This is a genomic window from Phenylobacterium aquaticum, assembly GCF_022695515.1.
GTDB lineage: Bacteria > Pseudomonadota > Alphaproteobacteria > Caulobacterales > Caulobacteraceae > Phenylobacterium > Phenylobacterium aquaticum.
Genome location: NZ_JALDPT010000010.1, coordinates 22596 through 39111, shown reverse-complemented (window position 1 = coordinate 39111; position 16516 = coordinate 22596). Strand labels below are relative to the sequence as shown.

The following is a 16516-nucleotide window of genomic DNA, read 5'->3' as shown; positions in this document are numbered from 1 at the left end:
TGACGCCGATCCGCAACGCGCGGCGGGCGTGTTTCGCTCCGCCATATGGGCGGCCCATATCCCCGTATCAACCGTTACGACCAAGCTCCGCAAGGGTTTCGGCGATGAGTATTTCTGGGATGGGCATCAGCTTGGGCCCGTCGGTCCACACCAGGGCCGCCTCGATCGCGCGCCCGGGGAACACATCGGCCAGCACCCCGGCATAGAGCGCCATCTGGCGCAGATAGGCGGGATCAGCGGCCTCGATGCGGTCCGGGGACGGACGGTTGGTCTTGAAGTCGGCCACCAGCACCCGGTCGGGCAGCACCACCAGCCGGTCCAGCCGGCCGGAAATGGCCAGGCCCGGGGGCAGGGCGGCCGCGGTTCCGGCCACCGCCACCTCGGCGCGGGAACCCGGACCGAACACCTCGGCGAATCGGTCGTCGTTCAGCACGCCCATGGCCGCGGCGATCATCTCGTCGGCCTGGTCGGGGGCGAGGTCGGGCTCGCGGGCCAGCATGCGCCGTGCCGCCGCCTCGCGGCCGGCGGGCTCCAGGTCGGGCAGCACCTGCAGCAGGCGGTGAATCAGTTCGCCGCGCCGGAACCGGCCCAGGCCCCGAGATCGGGCCAGGGGCGAGGCGGCGGGAGCGACGGCGTCCTCTCCCAGATCCGAGGGCGAAGCGTAGCGGGCGAAGGCTTCCTGGGCCGCGGGCTCCGAGGTCCAGGCTGGCGCGGGCGCGACAGCCTCGCCGGAGGCGGTCGGGCGATCAAGGGTTCTGGGGTCGGCCGAACCGCTGGAATTCCATCTCGCCCGAGCGGACCGGGCGCACCTGGGGCGCAATGTCGGGATGGGCCATGGCGTCGTTCAGCGCCCGCCACCAGCCCTTCAGCGTCTCCTCCTTGGCGTTGGAGGCGATGCGGCCGCAGAGCACCAGCCGGTCGCGGGCGCGGGTCAGCGCCACATAGAGCAGGCGGAAGGCCTCCTCCTCGTCCTTGCGCGCCCGGCGTTCGCGGGCGGCCGCCGCGGCCGGGCCGTCGGCCTTGGTCGAGGACGACCACAGGAAACCTCCTGCCTCGGTCTCCAGGAGCGGCGAGCCGCGGGCGGTGCGGCTGAGCGTCGTCTCCGGCAGGAAGACGATCGGCGCCTCCAGCCCCTTGGCGCCGTGGGCGGTCATGACCCGCACCTCGTCGCGGCCGGCCTCCAGCTCGCGCTTGACCATGATGTCGAGGCTGACCAGGGCGGCGGCCAGGCTCTCCAGGTCCTCGATCCCCCGCTGCTCGGCGGCCAGCACCTGGGCCAGGAACTCGTCCAGCGCATCCTGGGCCTCGGCCCCCAGCCGGCGCAGGATCCGCGCGCGCTGGGTGCGGCCGGCCCCGTCGCGGGCCCCCAGCAGGTGGGAATAGAACTCGAACGGCCGCCGCCTGGCGGCCTCGCTCCGCGCCAGGGTCAGGAAGGCCAGCGCCTCGCCCCATTCCGGCCGCTCGTCCGCGCGATCGGTGAGCCGGGTCCAGAGCGGCGTCTTCCCGCGCCCGAAGGCGAGCGCATAGAGGCTGTCGTCGTCGATGTCGCAGAAGGGGCTCTTGAGCAGGGCCGCGAGGGTCAGGTCGTCGTCGGGGAACTGGACGAAGCGGGCCAGAGCCAGCAGGTCGTCGAACAGGATGTGCTCGGAGAGCGCCAGCCGGTCGGCGCCGGCCACCGGGATTTCGCGACGCTTAAGCGCCCGCAGGATCTCCTCGAACAGCGCCTTTCGTCGGCGGACCAGGATCAGCACGTCGCCGGGGGTCGCGGGCCGCCAGACCCGGCGGTCCTTGTCGAACACCGCATCGCCCCGGGCGATCAGGGCGGCGATCTCGCCGGCGATGCGCTCGGCCAGGCGGCGGTTGGCGGAGGTCTCGGCGACCTGGTCCAGCGGCGCGTCCCAGGCCTCGCGGTCCTCGCCGGGAACCTCGCGTTCGAGCGGCCAGAGATCGACGCAGCCGGCGTCGGTCTTGCGCATGGCCTCGTGCAGGATCGGCTCCGGATCGCCTCCGGCGCCCTGGCGGGGCAGGATGGCGGCGGCCCGTTCCGGCGCGGCGAAGGCGGCGTCGACGAACTTCAGCACCTCCGGCGTCGAGCGCCAGGAGGCCAGCAGATCGACCCGCTCGAACCTCTGGCCGGCGCCGGCCGCGCGGTCGCGGTGGTGCTCGAACTCCTGGATCAGGATCTCCGGCGCCGCGCCCTGGAAGGAATAGATCGACTGCTTCTCGTCGCCGACCACGAACATGTTGCGGGTCAGGCCGCCTCGGGTCGGCAGGCCCTCGCCCGAGAAGAACTCGCCGGCCAGGGCGCGCACGATCGCCCACTGGTCGGGGGCCGTGTCCTGGGCTTCGTCGACCAGCATGTGGGCGATGCCGCCGTCGAGCTTGTAGAGCACCCAGGCGGCCTGGGGCCGAAGCGCGGTGAGGTCGCGGGTTTTCTCGATCAGGTCGGCGAAGTCGAGCCCGCCCACCGCCGCCTTCTCGAACCGGTAGGCGGTCAGATAGGCGTCGGCCAGTGCGAGCGCATAGGCCGTGTCCCAGGCGACGCTGGCGCTGGCGGCGCGTTCGCGCGCGGCGGCCAGCCGGTCCTGCTCGGCCAGCAGGCCTTCGCGCAAGTCCTCCCGCGACTTCAGGCCCGAGGTCTTGGCGACCCAGGTCGCCGGCGTGCCGGCCTGGGTGAACAGGGCCCCGACGGCCTCGTCAAAGGTCGCATCCGGATTGGCGGCGACCTTGGCCAGCTTGGCGGAATTGGTCTGGTCCTGCTTGCCGCCCTCGCTGAGCAACTGGGCGGCGGCCCGCCACAGGCCGCGGTCCAGATCGGCCATGGCCTCGGTCAGCAGGACCTGCGGATCCTCCGCCTGGTCGAAGCCGCAGACCCGCCAGACATCGGCCACGGCGCCGGCGAACCCGCCCTGGGCCTCGAGATAGGCGGTCAGCCGTCCGCGCTGGGCCTCGAAGGCGGCGAACATCGATTGGAAGCTCTGATAGTCGAGCGCGACGGAGAACCGGGCATAGGCCTCTGCGACCGCGCCCTCGCCCTTCAGGGCGTGGCGGGCGACCGCCTTGCGGGCGGCGGCGGCCACGGCGGCGCTGGCGGCGTCGTCCATCACCCGGAAGCCCGGCGACACCCCCGCCTCCAGGGGGAAGCGCCGCAGCAGCTTTTCGCAGAAGGCGTGGATGGTCTGGATCTTCAGCCCGCCGGGGGTCTCCAGCGCGCGGGCGAACAGGGCGCGGGCGGCGGACAGGCGCTCGCGGTCATAGCTTTCGACCTCGCGACCCTCCAGCTCGGCGAGCCGGGCGCTGAGGCGGGCGTCGTCATAGACCGACCAGTCGCCGAGCAGGCCGAACAGGCGGCGCTGCATCTCGGCCGCGGCGGCCTTGGTGTAGGTCACGCACAGGATGGTCTCGGGCTCGGCGCCGGCCAGCAGCAGCCGGGCGACCCGGTCGATCAGGGTCTTGGTCTTGCCCGATCCGGCGTTGGCGGTGACGAAGACCGATAGGCCGGGATCGGCGGCGATGCGCTGCGGGTCGCTCATTCGCCGTCCCCGTCCTCGCCGCTGGCCGACCATTCGAACACCCGGGCCAGGTGGTCGTAGTCGCTGGCGTAGGTCTTCACGAACTGCGGGGCGGTGCGCGAGGCGTAGGGCTGGGCCGGATCGTCATAGCGGTTGATCAGGAGCGCCAGGCCCTCAAGCGCCTTGATGGCGGCCTCTTCGCTCTCTTCGCCGGCGTGGGCGCGGGTCTCGACCCGGCCGGCGGGCTTGCGGCCGGTGACCTCCAGATAGGTCAGGTCGCCGGGGCTGGGATAGCCGAGGCCCTTGAACCCGCCATGGGTCAGGATCGCCGCGGTCAGGGTCAGCTGGGGCGAGAAGCCGGTGCGGACCTGTTTCTCGGACGGGGCGGCGCCGGTCTTGTAGTCGAGGATGTGGCCGAAGCCCTTGGGGTCGATCTCGATGCGGTCGGCCTTGGCGGTGACGGTGAAGGCCCCGCCGGGCAGATCCAGCACATGGCGGCCTTCCAGTTCGACATGGATCGCGCGGCCGTCGGCGCGGCGCTCGCGCTCCAGGCCCATCACCCATTCGGCGGCTTCCCGGGCCAAGGCCGTCTCACGGGCCAGGGACTCCTCGGGCATGCCCTCCTGGCGGAGGGCCGCGAGATAAAGTCCTTCGAAGATCGCCGCCCCGTCCGCCGGGACCGGGCCGGGATAGGCCTTGGCGAACTGCTCGAAGGCGGAGTGGATGGCCGTGCCGCGGGCGCGGGAATCGATCTGCTCGTCTGGTCGCTGCAGGGGGTAGAACCGCAGGATGTCGCGCGCCCAGACGGCGTAGGGGTCACGGGTCAGGGCCTCGACCCGGGTCACGGCCATCTGGCGCGGCCGATCGCCCAGCGGCGGAGTCGGCGCCGGGCGCTTGGCGGGCCTGTAGCCCTCGGGCGCGTCCAGAGACCGGGCCCATTCCAGCACCTCGGGACGGCCGGCGATCGTGACCGCCGCGCCACGGGCGAGGGTCTCCAGCCGCCAGAGCCAGCGGGATTTGACCGCCGGCCCGCCCTCGCGGCGCTCGGTGTGCAGCAGCACCACCTCGGCGGCGCAGGCGGCCTGGGCGAAGTCGTGGGCGGCCAGGCCGACCCGGCGCTCCGGCGGCGGCAGGCCGAGCCGCGTGCGCATGGGCCGGGACAGGAAGGGATCGATGGGCGCGCCCTGGGGCCAGACGCCTTCCTCCAGCCCCGCCACGATCAGCCGGTCGGCGCGGGTCAGACGGGCCTCGATGGCGCCGAGGATGCGCAGGCGCGGATGGGTGGCCCCGCCGGTGCGCACGGTCTCGCCGGCCATCAGGCGCTGGACCAGTTCGGCGAAGCTGCGGGCGGTCGTCTCTGGCAGACCGGCGGAGTCCTCGATCAGGCCGGCGAGCAGACGGGCCAGGGCCTCGCCCTCATGGCCGGACCACAGGGCGCCTGTTGCGCCCATGGCGTCGGCGGCGAGGCCTTCCAGGGTCATGGCCAGCGCCCGGGCAGCGTCGGCCGGCGGGCCCTCGGCGATCCCGAGCACCGGCCCAAGGGCGGCCTTCAGGCGGTCGAGCAGCTCACGGGCTTCAGCCGGGCAACGGTCCTCCAGCTCGGTCCAGACGGTGCGTCGGGGCCCGCGCAGGACCTTGAGCTCCAACAGGGTGCGGGCCTGCGCCAGGTCCTCGGGCGCGAGCCCCAGCCGCACCAGGGGGTGCTTGAGGATGGCCAACAGGGTGACGGGGTCGAGGGGATCGACCAGGGCGCGGCCGACCAGTCCGGCCAGCACCCCGCAGGGGGCGCCGGCCAGGGCCTGGCCGGCGGAGCTATCGGCGCCGACGCCCCATCGGGCCAGCTTGGCGGCGACCCGGCGGGCGAGGTTCTGGTCGGGGGCCACCAGGGCGGCCGTGCGGCCGGGAACCTCCAGCGCCTCGCGCAGCAGCAGGGCGGCGACCGTGGCGGCCTCGTCCTCGGTGCGGGCGGTGAGGATCGAGAGGCCCTTCAGCCCCTCGGCGATCGGATCGACCCCGTCGACCTGACCCTCCTCGCGCAGGGCGGCGATGGCGGTCAGCCAGTCGGCGGTGGCCTCGGCCGGGCGCAGGGCCTCGTTGATCACCCGGCGACGCCAGCGGCCCTGGCTCTTGAAGCTCTCGGAGGCCGGCCAGGTGCGGACGTCATCGCGGGTCAGGCCGGCGCGGGTCAGCAGCCGCTTCATGGCGCCTTGCGGATGCTGCTCGCCGACCTGGGCCCAGGCGGAATCGGCCAGGGCGTCGTCGAGGCCGGGCAGGACCACGGCCCCTTGGGGCGCCTGGGCGATGACCGCCAGGAGGTCGGCGGTGGCGGGCGCGGTGCCGGTGGAGCCGGCGGCGATCAGCACGCCCTTGGGCGGATCGATCCGCCACTTCTCGGCTAGGGACCTCAGCAGGGCCACGCGGCGGGCGCTGACATCCACCAGACCCAGGGCCGCGAGCCGCCTTGGCCATTCGTCCAGCGCCATCTCCAGGAATTCGCGGGAGATCTTCCAGTGCTCGGCCAAGTCGGCCTCGACCAGGTCGGCCAGGCCCTTGTCGGCCGAGACCTCCTCGATCTGCAGGCTGTCGAGGAAGGCGCCCAGCGCATCGGCCAGCTCCAGGGCGGCGGGGGCGTCGAGGTCGCGGCCGAGCGCGCCCTCGTGGGTCTTGACCAGTGCAATCAGCTCGAACCGGCGACGCAGGGGAGCGATGGCGGCCGGCAGGTCGACGGCCAGGTCACCGGGCTCGAAGGGCGGCTCGCCCTCGTCGAGGTCGCCCAGCGGGCGGATCTGTGGGGGCAGGACGGCGCGCCCGCCGCCGGCGGCCACAAAGGCGTCGGCCAGGGACCGGGCGCCGCGCCGGGTGGGGGTGAGCACCACGGCCTGGGACAGGGTTTCGGGGCCCAGCGGGGCCAGGGCGTCATAGAGCCCCTGGGCGAGGTCCTGCACGAAGGGACGGTGCGCCGGGATGCTGAACCAGCGCGGGGCCGGTCCGGTGAGCAGGGGGCGCGGGCTCACGTCAGCCGCGCTTCCGCGGCCTCCCGCGCCTTGGGGTCGCCGACGTGCAGCCAGAAGGCGTCCATCACCACGCCATAGATGCGGCCCTCGTCCTGCAGCCGCCACCAAAGCGGCAGGATGGAGAAGGGCCCGTCCGGCTGATCGTCCAGCAGCTGGGGCTTCATGATCTGGAAGCCGATATTGGCGAGCGGCGCGGGATTGGCGTCATCGGCCATGTGGGTGATGCGGCCCTCGGCGTCCATGCGGAAGCCGCGGGGGCCTTCCAGCCCGATGCCCTGGTCACGGGGGACCAGCAGCAGCAGCATGTCCATGCGCTCCGGATCCCAGGCCCGTTTCATGGCCTCCAGCGGCGGGGTCTCGCCGCCCACCCAGAGCGAATCGATATTGGCCACCAGGATCGGGTCCTCGCCGATCAGATGGCGGGCGGCCTTGATGCCCCCGCCGGAGTCCAGCAGGCCGGCGCGCTCGTCGGAGATGACGATTTTCGGCGCGGCCGTCCGCTTGGCGAGGTGCGCCTCCATCTGGTCGGCGAAGTGGTGGACATTGACGATGGCGGTCTGGACCCCGGCCTCGGCCAGGCGGTCCAGCACATGGTCGATCAGCGGTTTGCCGGCCACCTCGACCAGGGCCTTGGGGCGGTCGTCGGTGAGCGGGCGCATGCGCGAGCCGATGCCGGCGGCCAGCACCATGGCGATCTTCGGCCCGGGCGTCGTCATTGGCGGGACTCCGCCGGCACATGGGCGTCGAACCAGGCCTTGAGGTCCGCAAGCGACGGATCGGCGAGGCAGAGATCCAGATAGCCCCAGAGCCTCGGCATGAAGGCGGCGTAGCGCGGCTTGCCGTCCCGGAACACCAGCCGGGCGAAGATGCCCAGGATGCGGCTGATATTGAGCGCGCCCAGCGCGTGATAGTCGGCCAGGAACGCCTCGCGGTCGAGGTCCGGGCGCAGGGCGAAATAGCGGTCGAGCGACGCGGCCTCCCGCTCCGGCGTCACGTCGCGCCGGGCGTCGTGCAACAGCATGGACATGTCCCAGGCGGGATGGGCGCGCACTGCGTCCTGGAAGTCCAGCAGACCCACCCGGGCGGGCCCTGTCCGGTCCGGCAGCCAGATCAGGTTCTCGGCGTGATAGTCGCGGTGGCAGAAGACGCTGGCGCCGGCCGCCCCGCGCGCGATGATCGGCGCCCAGATCGCGTCCCACTGGGCGACGGCTTCGGCTGTGAAGGCGAGCTCGGTCTTCAGCTTGGGCAGCCATTCCGGCAACAGGTCGCCGGCGGTCTTCAGCGCCACGGCGTCATAGTCGAGCAGGGGCCAGGCCAGACCGTCATGCTCCAGCACCGGGGGCGCGGTCGCCTCGTGCAGGCGGACCAGGGCCTCGATGGCGGCGTCATAGAGCGGGGCCTCATCCTGGCCCTCCAGGATCAGGCTGGCGAACAGGCCGTCGCCCAGGTCTTCCAGCACCGCCAGGCCGTTGGCGGCGTCCTGGGCGAGGATGGCCGGCGCCGACAGGCCCTGCGCCTTCAACCAGGCGGCGACGGTGACGAAGGCGTCGACCCGACCGGCGGCCAGGCGGGCCAGCGCATTATAGCCTGCGGCCTGGCGCTCGGCCGGGGTCATGGCGGGCGTGCAGGGTTGCGTCTCGGCGCTGGGCGGCTGGTCCATGAAGATCAGGCTGCCGCCCGCCGCGGGATAGAGCCGCTCATAGGCCCGCGTGGAGGCGTCGCCGGCCAGGGGTTGGCGGCGCGCGTCGGCCAGGCCGTGGGCGGCCAGGAACCCGGCCTTCAGGGTCTCACGATCCGAGCTCAAGATCCCTCCAGACGCCATGGGGCACGAGCCGCGCCCGGCGCGCCTCCCCGTCGAGCGCAATGTCTATATCAAGTCGGTCGGCCGGCAGCTGGCCTTCCAGCCTTTGCGGCCATTCGATCAGGGCCGCCCCGTCCTCCAGCGCCTCGTCCAGCCCGATCTCGTAGGCCTCGTCAGGCGAGGTCAGGCGGTAGAGGTCGAAGTGGGCGACAGGGAAGTCTTTGCCCTCGTAGAACTGAACCAGGGTGAAGGTCGGGCTGGGCACGTCCTCGTCGGGCGTGGTCAGGGTGCGGATCAGGGCCCGGGCCAGGGTCGACTTGCCGGCGCCCAGGGGGCCCGAGAGGCAGATGGCCGAACCGGGCCTGAGCGCCCGCGCCAGGGTCGCGCCCAGGGCCTGGTCGCGGCCTCGTCGGCGAGGCGCAACTCAAGTGGGGCGGCGGTCGTCATGCGTCGAACATGCCCTTGGCGCCCGGCCGGGGCAAGGGGGCGCGGGCAAGCGCGCGATTGAGAATTGCGCCCGTCCGGGTTAGGCGGGGCCATGGCCTCCCCGCTCAACGCCGCCTATCAGGCCCGACTGGCCTCCGGCGCCCTGCGCCCCGATCCCGCCCAGGCTCAGGGCCTGAAGGCGCTCGTGCGCCTGGAGGACGACCTCGCCCAGGCCGAGCCGTCGGGATTCTCCGCCTTCTTCCGCAAGCCCGAGGGCCAGAGAGGCGTCTATCTCTGGGGGCCGGTGGGGCGCGGCAAGTCCATGCTGATGGACCTGTTCTTCGAGATGGCCCCGGTGGCCAAGAAGCGCCGGGTCCACTTCCATGTGTTCATGGGCGAGATCCACCGGCTGATCGACGCCTGGCGCAAGGGCGACGCTGCCGCCCGCAAGGCCCGGTTCGGCCAGCACAAGGGCGACGACCCCATCGCGCCCGTCGCCGACGTGGTGATCGCCGAGAGCCGGCTGCTGTGCTTCGACGAATTCCAGGTCACCGACATCGCCGACGCCATGATTCTCGGCCGGCTGTTCGAGGCCCTGTTCGCCCGCGGCCTGACCCTGGTGGCGACCTCCAACCGGGTCCCCGACGAGCTCTACAAGAACGGCATCAACCGCCAGCTCTTCGTCCCCTTCATCGACCTGCTGAAGACGAAGATGGAGGTGGTGAGCGTGGCCGGCGGCCATGACTACCGCCTCGACCGCCTGCGGGCTGCGGGGACCTGGTTCTCGCCCTCCGATCCCGACAATCAACGCAGCTTCCTGGCCCTGTGGCGCGACCTGCTGGACGGGGCCGAGGAGGTCGGCGAGACCGTCGAGGTGCTGGGCCGCAAGATCCACCTGCCGCACGCCGCCGGCGGCATGGTGCGGGCGAGCTTCATGAGCCTCTGCGCCGTGGCGCTCGGCCCCAACGACTATGTGGCGATCGCGCCCGGTTCCACACGATTTTCCTGGAAGATCTGCCGAAGCTGACCGCCAACCGGCGGGAGGAGGCGCGCAGATTGGTGATCCTGATCGACGCCCTCTATGAGGCCAAGACCAAGCTGATCGTCCTGGCCGAGGCCGATCCGGACAAGCTTTATCCGGAGGGCGACGGCGCCTTCGAATTCGAGCGCACGGCCTCGCGCCTGCAGGAGATGCGTTCGGCCGACTGGCTGGCCGAGGCGGACTAAGCGATCGCGGGCTGGCGCGCGTAGTAGCCCCGCAGCATCAGCAGCGTCGCCACCGCGCCGCCCAGCGAGATCAGCAGGGTGTGGTTCAGGGGAACGCCGAGCGCGAGCAGGCCGGCGGCGGTGAAGCAGCCCAGGCCGCAGCCCAGGTCGAACCCGCCTTCCGTCGCCATGTGGAAGCGAAGCGTGCAGGGCGAGGCCTTGGAGAGGTTGTAGACCGCGGTCATCAGGGTCGGCGTGTGCAGGCAGGTGACCAGGGCGCCCATGGCGTTGGCCGCCAGCGCGAGCGCCGGCGTCGTCGCCCCGGCCCGGGCGAACAAGGTCACGGTGAGCGCGATGAACGCCACCCAGACCGCGCGGCGGCCATGGCCGGCGTCAATGTGGCGGCCGAGCGCCAGGCCCAGGACCGCGCCGGCGGTCGCGGCCAGCGCCATGGCCCCGCCATAGGCCGTGAAGCTGCGGCCCAGCCCCTGGAACAGGGTGATCTGCCAGACCCAGTAGAAGCCTGAGGCGATCCAGCCGTCGGAGGCGAACAAGGCGACTCCCAGCCGGGCCGCGGCCAGGACGCCGGGCGCGGCCGGGGGCACCTCGACCTTGGGGGTTCCGAGCAGGGGCAGGGCGGCCAGGCCCTGGGCGACCGCGGCGAGGCCGAAGGCCCAGAACGGGCCGTGGGTGGTCAGCAGCCAGCCGCCAAGCACCGGGCCGGTGATCTCCACGGCGCGGGCCACCGCCTCGCGGGCGCTGACCTGGTGGCCGCGATGCTCGGCGTCGCCCATGACGGCGAAATAGGCGTGGTAACTGGTCCAGTAGAGGGTCTCGCCCACCGAGGAGACGACCAGGGTGGCGACCAGCATGGGCCCGACCCCGTGGACCTGGGCCAGCAGCAGATACTGTACGGCTGAGAACAGGCTGCCGGTGATCAGCACCCCGCGCAGGCCGATGCGCTTGCCGATCGGCAGGACCAGGGGCCGCATCAGGAAACGGCCGAACAGGATCAGGGCCATGGCGCAGAGCACGGCGGCGACCGACAGCCCCGCCTGCAGGAGGTAGACGGCGAAGAACACCCCGCCCAGCGACATGGCGAGCGTGTGCAGGGCGTAGTGCAGATTGACGAGATTGACGGTGCGGTTGCCGAGATAGGCCATGCGTCGTTCCTGGCCGGCGGTCTCGGCTTCGCCGGCCAGGGTAGGGGAGGCGGCCCGCCCTGTCATCCAGCAGGCGGGGCGTCTGCGCACCTCAGTCGCGGTCGGGGGCCCCGAGCGGGAAGTAGTGACGATAGGGCCGGGCCTCGTCCACGACCCGGACGATCGAGGGCCGGGCCAGCAGGCGGGCGCGATAGGCCCGCAGGTTGGCGAACCCCGCCCCGATCTGATGGACCCAGTCGGCGTAGAAGAGGGCCGGGGCGGCGGCGCAGTCGGCCAGACTGAATTGTCCGTCCGCGGCCCAGTCGCGGCCCTCCAGCCAGGCGTCGAGCCAGGCGTAGATCTTGTCGAGCTGGGCGTTCACGTCGGCGGCCAGGGCGGCGTCACGGCGCTCGGGCGGCAGGAGGGCATCGTTCACCCGCCGCTGCATCTGGCCCATGACATGGTTGTCGAAGATCCGGTCGAGCATGCGGACCTCGATCGCGGCGTCCGGATCGGCGGGGATCAGCCGGACCGGGCCGGGGTGATGGATCTGCAGGTGCTCGATGAGGGTCGAGGATTCCAGGATCGTCCGGTCGCCGTCGACCAGGACCGGAAACTTGCCGAGCGGCCAGAGCTTCAGCAGCTGGGGCATCCCATCGGGGTTGGCGGGATCGACGTTCGCGAACTCGAAGGCGGTCCCGTTCTCATAGAGCGGGATCAGGGCCTTCCAGGTGTAGGACGAGAAGGGGTGGCCGTAGAGGGTGAGCGTCATGGGCGGCTCCGGGGTTAGGGATTGACGGCGCGCGCGGCGGCCGGAGGACTGCGAAGACTTTCGACCAGGTCGCGGGCGAACGGGCGCAGGGCGTCGAGGTTGCGGACCACGAGGGTCAGGTCGCGCACCGCCCAGTCGTCGTTCAGCTCGACCACGCTTAGGCCCACCGTGCCGGCGACCCGGGCGGCGGTGGTGTGGGGCACGATCCCGATGCCGACGCCCGCCTCCACCAACCGGCAGACGGCGTCGAAGCTGCGCAGCTGCACCCGCAGGATCAGGCTGCGGCCCAGGCGCGCGGCCTTGCCGGCCAGGAACCGCTGCAGGGCGCTGGAGCGGTCCAGCCCCACGAAGTCGAAGCCCAGCACCTGGGCGAAATCCACCCGCGCCTGACCCGCCAGGGGGTGGGCCCTGGGGGTCACCACCACGAAGCGGTCCGACCGGAACGGATAGGTCTCCAGGGGGCCGACATCCACCGTGCCGGCAACGATGCCGATATCGGCCACGCCCTCGGCGATCAGCCCGACGATCTCGTCGGAGAGCCGCTCCTCCAGGTCGATCCGCACATTGGGGTGCTCGGCCAGGAAGCCGGACAGGGCCTCGGGCAGGAATTCGGTCGAGGCGTTGGTGTTGGCCAGGATCCGCACCTCGCCGGACACCCCCTTGGTGTAGGCGTCGAGGTCCTCGCGCAGGCGCGCGGCCTGCTCCAGCATGGCGCGGGCATGCTTGACCAGGGTGCGGCCGGCCGCCGTGGGCGTGACCCCGCCCCGGCCCCGGACCAGCAGGGCGGCGCCGATCTCGTCCTCCATGCCGCGGATCCGCGCCGACGCGCGGCGAGCGCCAGGCGGCTGCGCTCGGCGCCATGGGTGATGGAGCCCGCCTCGACCACGTCGCTGAACAGCCGCAGATCGGTCAGGTCAAAGCGCATCTTCGCCTCCCGCGAAGGCTCCATATAGCAAATGCGCATTGTCATGGACATTGGCCGCGCGCAGTCTTCGCTTGGGGCGAAGTATGGCCGCGTCGGCTCGACGCTGCGGAAACTTCACCCCTTCGTTGACACCCCTGGGACGCGGCTTAAAAGCGGAGCCGCCTCGTCTCCATCGGAACGCCATCATGACCGACGCCTCAGGCGCGCCCCGCGAACGTCCCAAGTCCCCCCACCTGATGACAGGTGGCTTCGGGTCGCCGCTGCTGTGGCGCTGGCACATCACCATGTTCACCTCCATCGCCCACCGGGCCACGGGGGTGGCGTTGTATATCGGGGCGCTGCTGCTGGCCGGCTGGGCCGTGGCCCTGGCCGCCTCGCTGGGCGAGACCGACCACGCGACCTACGCCGCCTACATGGCCCTGCTGGGCTCGCCGCTCGGCAAGCTGGTGATGTTCGGCCTGACGCTCTCGGTCTTCTATCACCTGGCCAATGGCGTCCGGCACCTGATGTGGGACGCCGGGACCGGCCTCGACATCAAGTCCGCCAATTTCACCGCCGTCGCGGCCATCGCCTTCGCCGTCGCCGCCACCCTGGCGGTCTGGGGCATCGCCGCCATGACCGGAGCGCTCTGACCATGAGCACCGAATTCCGCACCCCCCTGTCCCGCGCGCGCGGCCTTGGCTCGGCCAAGCACGGCGCGGCGCACTGGATCGCCGAACGCGTCAGTGCGCTCGCCCTGATCCCGCTCGTTCTCTGGGCCGTGTTCGGCGTGATCCGCCTGGCGCGGGCCGACTACGACACCGCCGTGGCCTGGCTCGCCAGCCCGCTCAACGCGGTCCTGATGATCCTCCTGATCCTGGTCGCCTTCTGGCACATGCAGACCGGCGTCCGGGTGATCATCGAGGACTACATCCACAAGATGCTCACCAAGTCGGTGCTGCTGGTCGCGAACCTGTTCATCGTGACGCTGGCCGGCGCGCTCGCCATCTTCTCCATCCTCAAGGTCGCGCTGGGAGGCGCTCTGTAATCCCATGGCGACGTATCAATTCATCGATCACAAGTTCGACGTCGTCGTCGTCGGCGCCGGCGGCTCCGGTCTCCGCGCGGCCCTGGGCTGCGCCCAGGCCGGCCTGAAGACCGCCTGCATCTCCAAGGTCTTCCCGACCCGCTCGCACACCGTGGCGGCCCAGGGCGGCATCTCGGCCAGCCTCGGCAATATGGGCCAGGATGACTGGCGCTGGCACATGTACGACACCGTCAAGGGGTCGGACTGGCTGGGCGACCAGGACGCCATCGAATATCTCTGCCGCAACGCGCCGGCCGCCGTGTACGAGCTGGAGCACTGGGGCGTGCCCTTCAGCCGGACCCCGGAAGGCAAGATCTATCAGCGCGCCTTCGGCGGCATGACCAAGAACTACGGCGAGGCCCCGATCCAGCGCACCTGCGCGGCGGCGGACCGGACCGGCCACGCCATGCTGCACACCATGTATGGGCAGTCCCTGGCGCACGACACCGAGTTCTTTATCGAGTACTTCGCCCTCGACCTGATCATGGACGAAGGCGTCTGCCGCGGCGTCACCGCCTGGAAGCTGGACGACGGCACCCTGCACCGGTTCCAGGCCCAGATGGTGATCCTGGCCACCGGCGGTTACGGCCGCGCCTACTTCTCGGCCACCAGCGCCCATACCTGCACCGGCGACGGTGGCGGCATGACCCTGCGCGCCGGCCTGCCCCTGCAGGACATGGAGTTCGTGCAGTTCCACCCCACCGGCATCTACGGCGCCGGCTGCCTGATCACCGAAGGCGCCCGCGGCGAAGGCGGCTATCTGACCAATTCGGAAGGCGAGCGCTTCATGGAGCGCTATGCGCCGACCGTGAAGGACCTGGCCCCGCGCGACATGGTCAGCCGGGCCATGACCATCGAGATCCGTGAAGGCCGCGGCGTGGGTCCGAAGAAGGACCACATCTTCCTGCACCTGGATCACCTGGATCCGAAGATCCTGCACCAGCGCCTGCCGGGCATCTCGGAAAGCGCCAAGATCTTCGCCGGCGTCGATGTGACCAAGCAGCCGATCCCGGTGCTGCCGACCGTGCACTACAACATGGGCGGCATCCCCACGAACTTCTATTCGGAAGTGGTCACCCGCCTGGGCGACGATCCGGACAAGGTGGTGCCCGGCCTGATGGCGGTCGGTGAAGCCGCCTGCGTGTCGGTCCATGGCGCCAACCGCCTGGGCTCCAACTCGCTGATCGACCTGGTGGTGTTCGGCCGCTCGGCCGCCCTGCGCGCCGCCTCGGTGCTGAAGGCCGGGGCGACCCAGCCGGAGCTGAAGCCGGCCATGACCGACGGCCACATCGCCCGCTTCGACAAGCTCCGCAACGCCAACGGCTCCACCACCACCGCCGCGCTGCGGCTGGAGATGCAGCAGGCCATGCAGGAGGACGCCGCGGTGTTCCGCACCTCGGAAAGCCTGGCCTCGGGCGTCAAGCGCCTGGAGGCCGTCCAGGCCAAGCGCGGCGACCTCAAGGTCTCCGACCGCGGCCTGATCTGGAACACTGACCTGATGGAGACCCTGGAGTTCGAGAACCTGGTGGTTCAGGCCCAGGTGACCGTGGTCGGCGCCCATAACCGCACCGAAAGCCGCGGGGCCCACGCCCACGAGGACTTCCCGGACCGCAACGACAAAGAGTGGATGAAGCACACGCTCACCTGGCTCGACGATGCGACCGGGGCGGTCAAGATCGACTATCGCCCGGTGCACGACTTCACCATGACCAACGAGGTCGCGCCCTTCCCGCCCAAGGCGCGGGTCTACTAGGACCCGCAAGCCTGTCGTGATGGGAAAAGATTCCAAGGAAAGCGTCTGATGGTCGAACTCGCCCTGCCGAAGAACTCCCGCGTCCAGAAGGGTCGTCACCACCCGGCCCCGGCCGGCGCCAAGAAGGTGAAGACCTTCAAGGTCTATCGCTACGATCCGGAACAGCCGGGCAATCCGCGCTGGGACACCTATGACATCGACGTCGAGGCCTGCGGCCCGATGGTTCTGGATGTGCTGATCCACATCAAGAACAACGTCGACCCGACGCTCGCCTTCCGCCGCTCCTGCCGCGAAGGGGTCTGCGGCTCCTGCGCCATGAACATCGGCGGCCGCAATACGCTGGCCTGCACCCACGGCCACGAGGAGATCCCCGGCAAGGAGTGCCAGATCGCGCCCCTGCCCTCGATGCCGGTGGTCAAGGACCTGGTCCCCGACCTGACCATGTTCTACGCCCAGTACGCCTCGATCGAGCCCTGGCTGCACACCAAGACGCCCGAGCCGCAACAGGAGTGGCGCCAGTCTCCGGAGGACCGCGAGAAGCTCGACGGCCTCTACGAATGCATCCTCTGCGCCTGCTGCACCACCTCGTGCCCGAGCTACTGGTGGAACGGCGAGAAGTACCTCGGCCCGGCCACCCTGCTGCACGCCTATCGCTGGCTGATCGACAGCCGCGACGAGGCCACCGGCGAGCGTCTGGACGCCCTGGAGGACCCCTTCAAGCTCTATCGCTGCCACACGATCATGAACTGCGCCCAGGTCTGCCCCAAGGGACTGAACCCGGCCAAGGCGATCGCCGAGGTCAAGAAGATGCTGGTGGACCGCGTCATCTGATCGCGGTCCATTAGGGTCGCGGCGATCCGAACGACGTTTGACAAGTTGACGCCGCCGTCACTTTTCTG

12 protein-coding genes and 2 pseudogenes are annotated in these 16516 nt (G+C 71.0%); 5 read left to right on the top strand and 9 right to left on the bottom strand.

Going from position 1 to position 16516, the window contains the following annotated elements:
* Window positions 1-67: 67 nt before the first annotated feature.
* The 6 genes and pseudogenes from MQH10_RS26780 to tsaE form a co-directional block, all read right to left on the bottom strand.
* Window positions 68-820, bottom strand: a complete 753-nt coding sequence (locus MQH10_RS26780) for a PD-(D/E)XK nuclease family protein (RefSeq protein ID WP_336605070.1) — start codon at window positions 818-820, stop codon at window positions 68-70.
* The gene (gene addA, locus MQH10_RS09295) at window positions 747-3533 is read right to left on the bottom strand and encodes a double-strand break repair helicase AddA (protein ID WP_336605069.1); all 2787 of its coding nucleotides are present in this window, start codon (window positions 3531-3533) and stop codon (window positions 747-749) included. Before addA ends, MQH10_RS26780 begins: the two co-directional genes overlap by 74 nt.
* Window positions 3530-6526, bottom strand: a complete 2997-nt coding sequence (addB, locus tag MQH10_RS09290) for a double-strand break repair protein AddB (RefSeq protein ID WP_242563779.1) — start codon at window positions 6524-6526, stop codon at window positions 3530-3532. The genes addA and addB overlap by 4 nt, the downstream gene beginning before the upstream one ends.
* Window positions 6523-7242, bottom strand: a complete 720-nt coding sequence (locus tag MQH10_RS09285) for a nucleotidyltransferase family protein (protein WP_242563778.1) — start codon at window positions 7240-7242, stop codon at window positions 6523-6525. Before MQH10_RS09285 ends, addB begins: the two co-directional genes overlap by 4 nt.
* The gene (amgK, locus tag MQH10_RS09280; protein WP_419720759.1) at window positions 7239-8330 is read right to left on the bottom strand and encodes an N-acetylmuramate/N-acetylglucosamine kinase AmgK; all 1092 of its coding nucleotides are present in this window, start codon (window positions 8328-8330) and stop codon (window positions 7239-7241) included. Before amgK ends, MQH10_RS09285 begins: the two co-directional genes overlap by 4 nt.
* A pseudogene (tsaE, locus tag MQH10_RS09275) lies at window positions 8314-8774 on the bottom strand (tRNA (adenosine(37)-N6)-threonylcarbamoyltransferase complex ATPase subunit type 1 TsaE). Before tsaE ends, amgK begins: the two are co-directional and overlap by 17 nt.
* A gap of 91 nt (window positions 8775-8865) precedes the next feature.
* On the opposite strand from tsaE, the pseudogene zapE reads away from it, so the two are divergent.
* Window positions 8866-9980: pseudogene (zapE, locus tag MQH10_RS09270) on the top strand (cell division protein ZapE).
* Here zapE and MQH10_RS09265 read toward each other — a convergent pair.
* The 3 genes from MQH10_RS09265 to MQH10_RS09255 form a co-directional block, all read right to left on the bottom strand.
* Window positions 9977-11122: an MFS transporter gene (locus MQH10_RS09265; protein WP_242563776.1), complete on the bottom strand. Its 1146-nt coding sequence runs from the start codon at window positions 11120-11122 to the stop codon at window positions 9977-9979. The pseudogene zapE and the gene MQH10_RS09265 sit on opposite strands and share 4 nt — an antisense overlap.
* A gap of 91 nt (window positions 11123-11213) precedes the next feature.
* A complete protein-coding gene (locus MQH10_RS09260; RefSeq protein WP_242563775.1) occupies window positions 11214-11873 on the bottom strand; it encodes a glutathione S-transferase family protein in 660 nt (219 codons plus the stop codon).
* A gap of 14 nt (window positions 11874-11887) precedes the next feature.
* The gene (locus MQH10_RS09255; RefSeq protein WP_242563774.1) at window positions 11888-12679 is read right to left on the bottom strand and encodes a LysR substrate-binding domain-containing protein; all 792 of its coding nucleotides are present in this window, start codon (window positions 12677-12679) and stop codon (window positions 11888-11890) included.
* A gap of 304 nt (window positions 12680-12983) precedes the next feature.
* On the opposite strand from MQH10_RS09255, the gene sdhC reads away from it, so the two are divergent.
* Genes sdhC through MQH10_RS09235 form a run of 4 tightly spaced genes read left to right on the top strand, consistent with a single transcriptional unit; the run spans window position 12984 to window position 16448 of the window.
* On the top strand, window positions 12984-13430 hold the full coding sequence (gene sdhC, locus MQH10_RS09250; RefSeq protein WP_242563773.1) for a succinate dehydrogenase, cytochrome b556 subunit: 447 nt from the start codon (window positions 12984-12986) through the stop codon (window positions 13428-13430).
* A gap of 2 nt (window positions 13431-13432) precedes the next feature.
* On the top strand, window positions 13433-13825 hold the full coding sequence (gene sdhD, locus MQH10_RS09245; protein WP_242563772.1) for a succinate dehydrogenase, hydrophobic membrane anchor protein: 393 nt from the start codon (window positions 13433-13435) through the stop codon (window positions 13823-13825).
* Between the two features lie 4 nt (window positions 13826-13829).
* A complete protein-coding gene (sdhA, locus tag MQH10_RS09240) occupies window positions 13830-15617 on the top strand; it encodes a succinate dehydrogenase flavoprotein subunit (RefSeq protein WP_242563771.1) in 1788 nt (595 codons plus the stop codon).
* Window positions 15618-15665: 48 nt separating this feature from the next.
* On the top strand, window positions 15666-16448 hold the full coding sequence (locus tag MQH10_RS09235) for a succinate dehydrogenase iron-sulfur subunit (RefSeq protein ID WP_242563770.1): 783 nt from the start codon (window positions 15666-15668) through the stop codon (window positions 16446-16448).
* The last annotated feature ends 68 nt before the right edge of the window (window positions 16449-16516 follow it).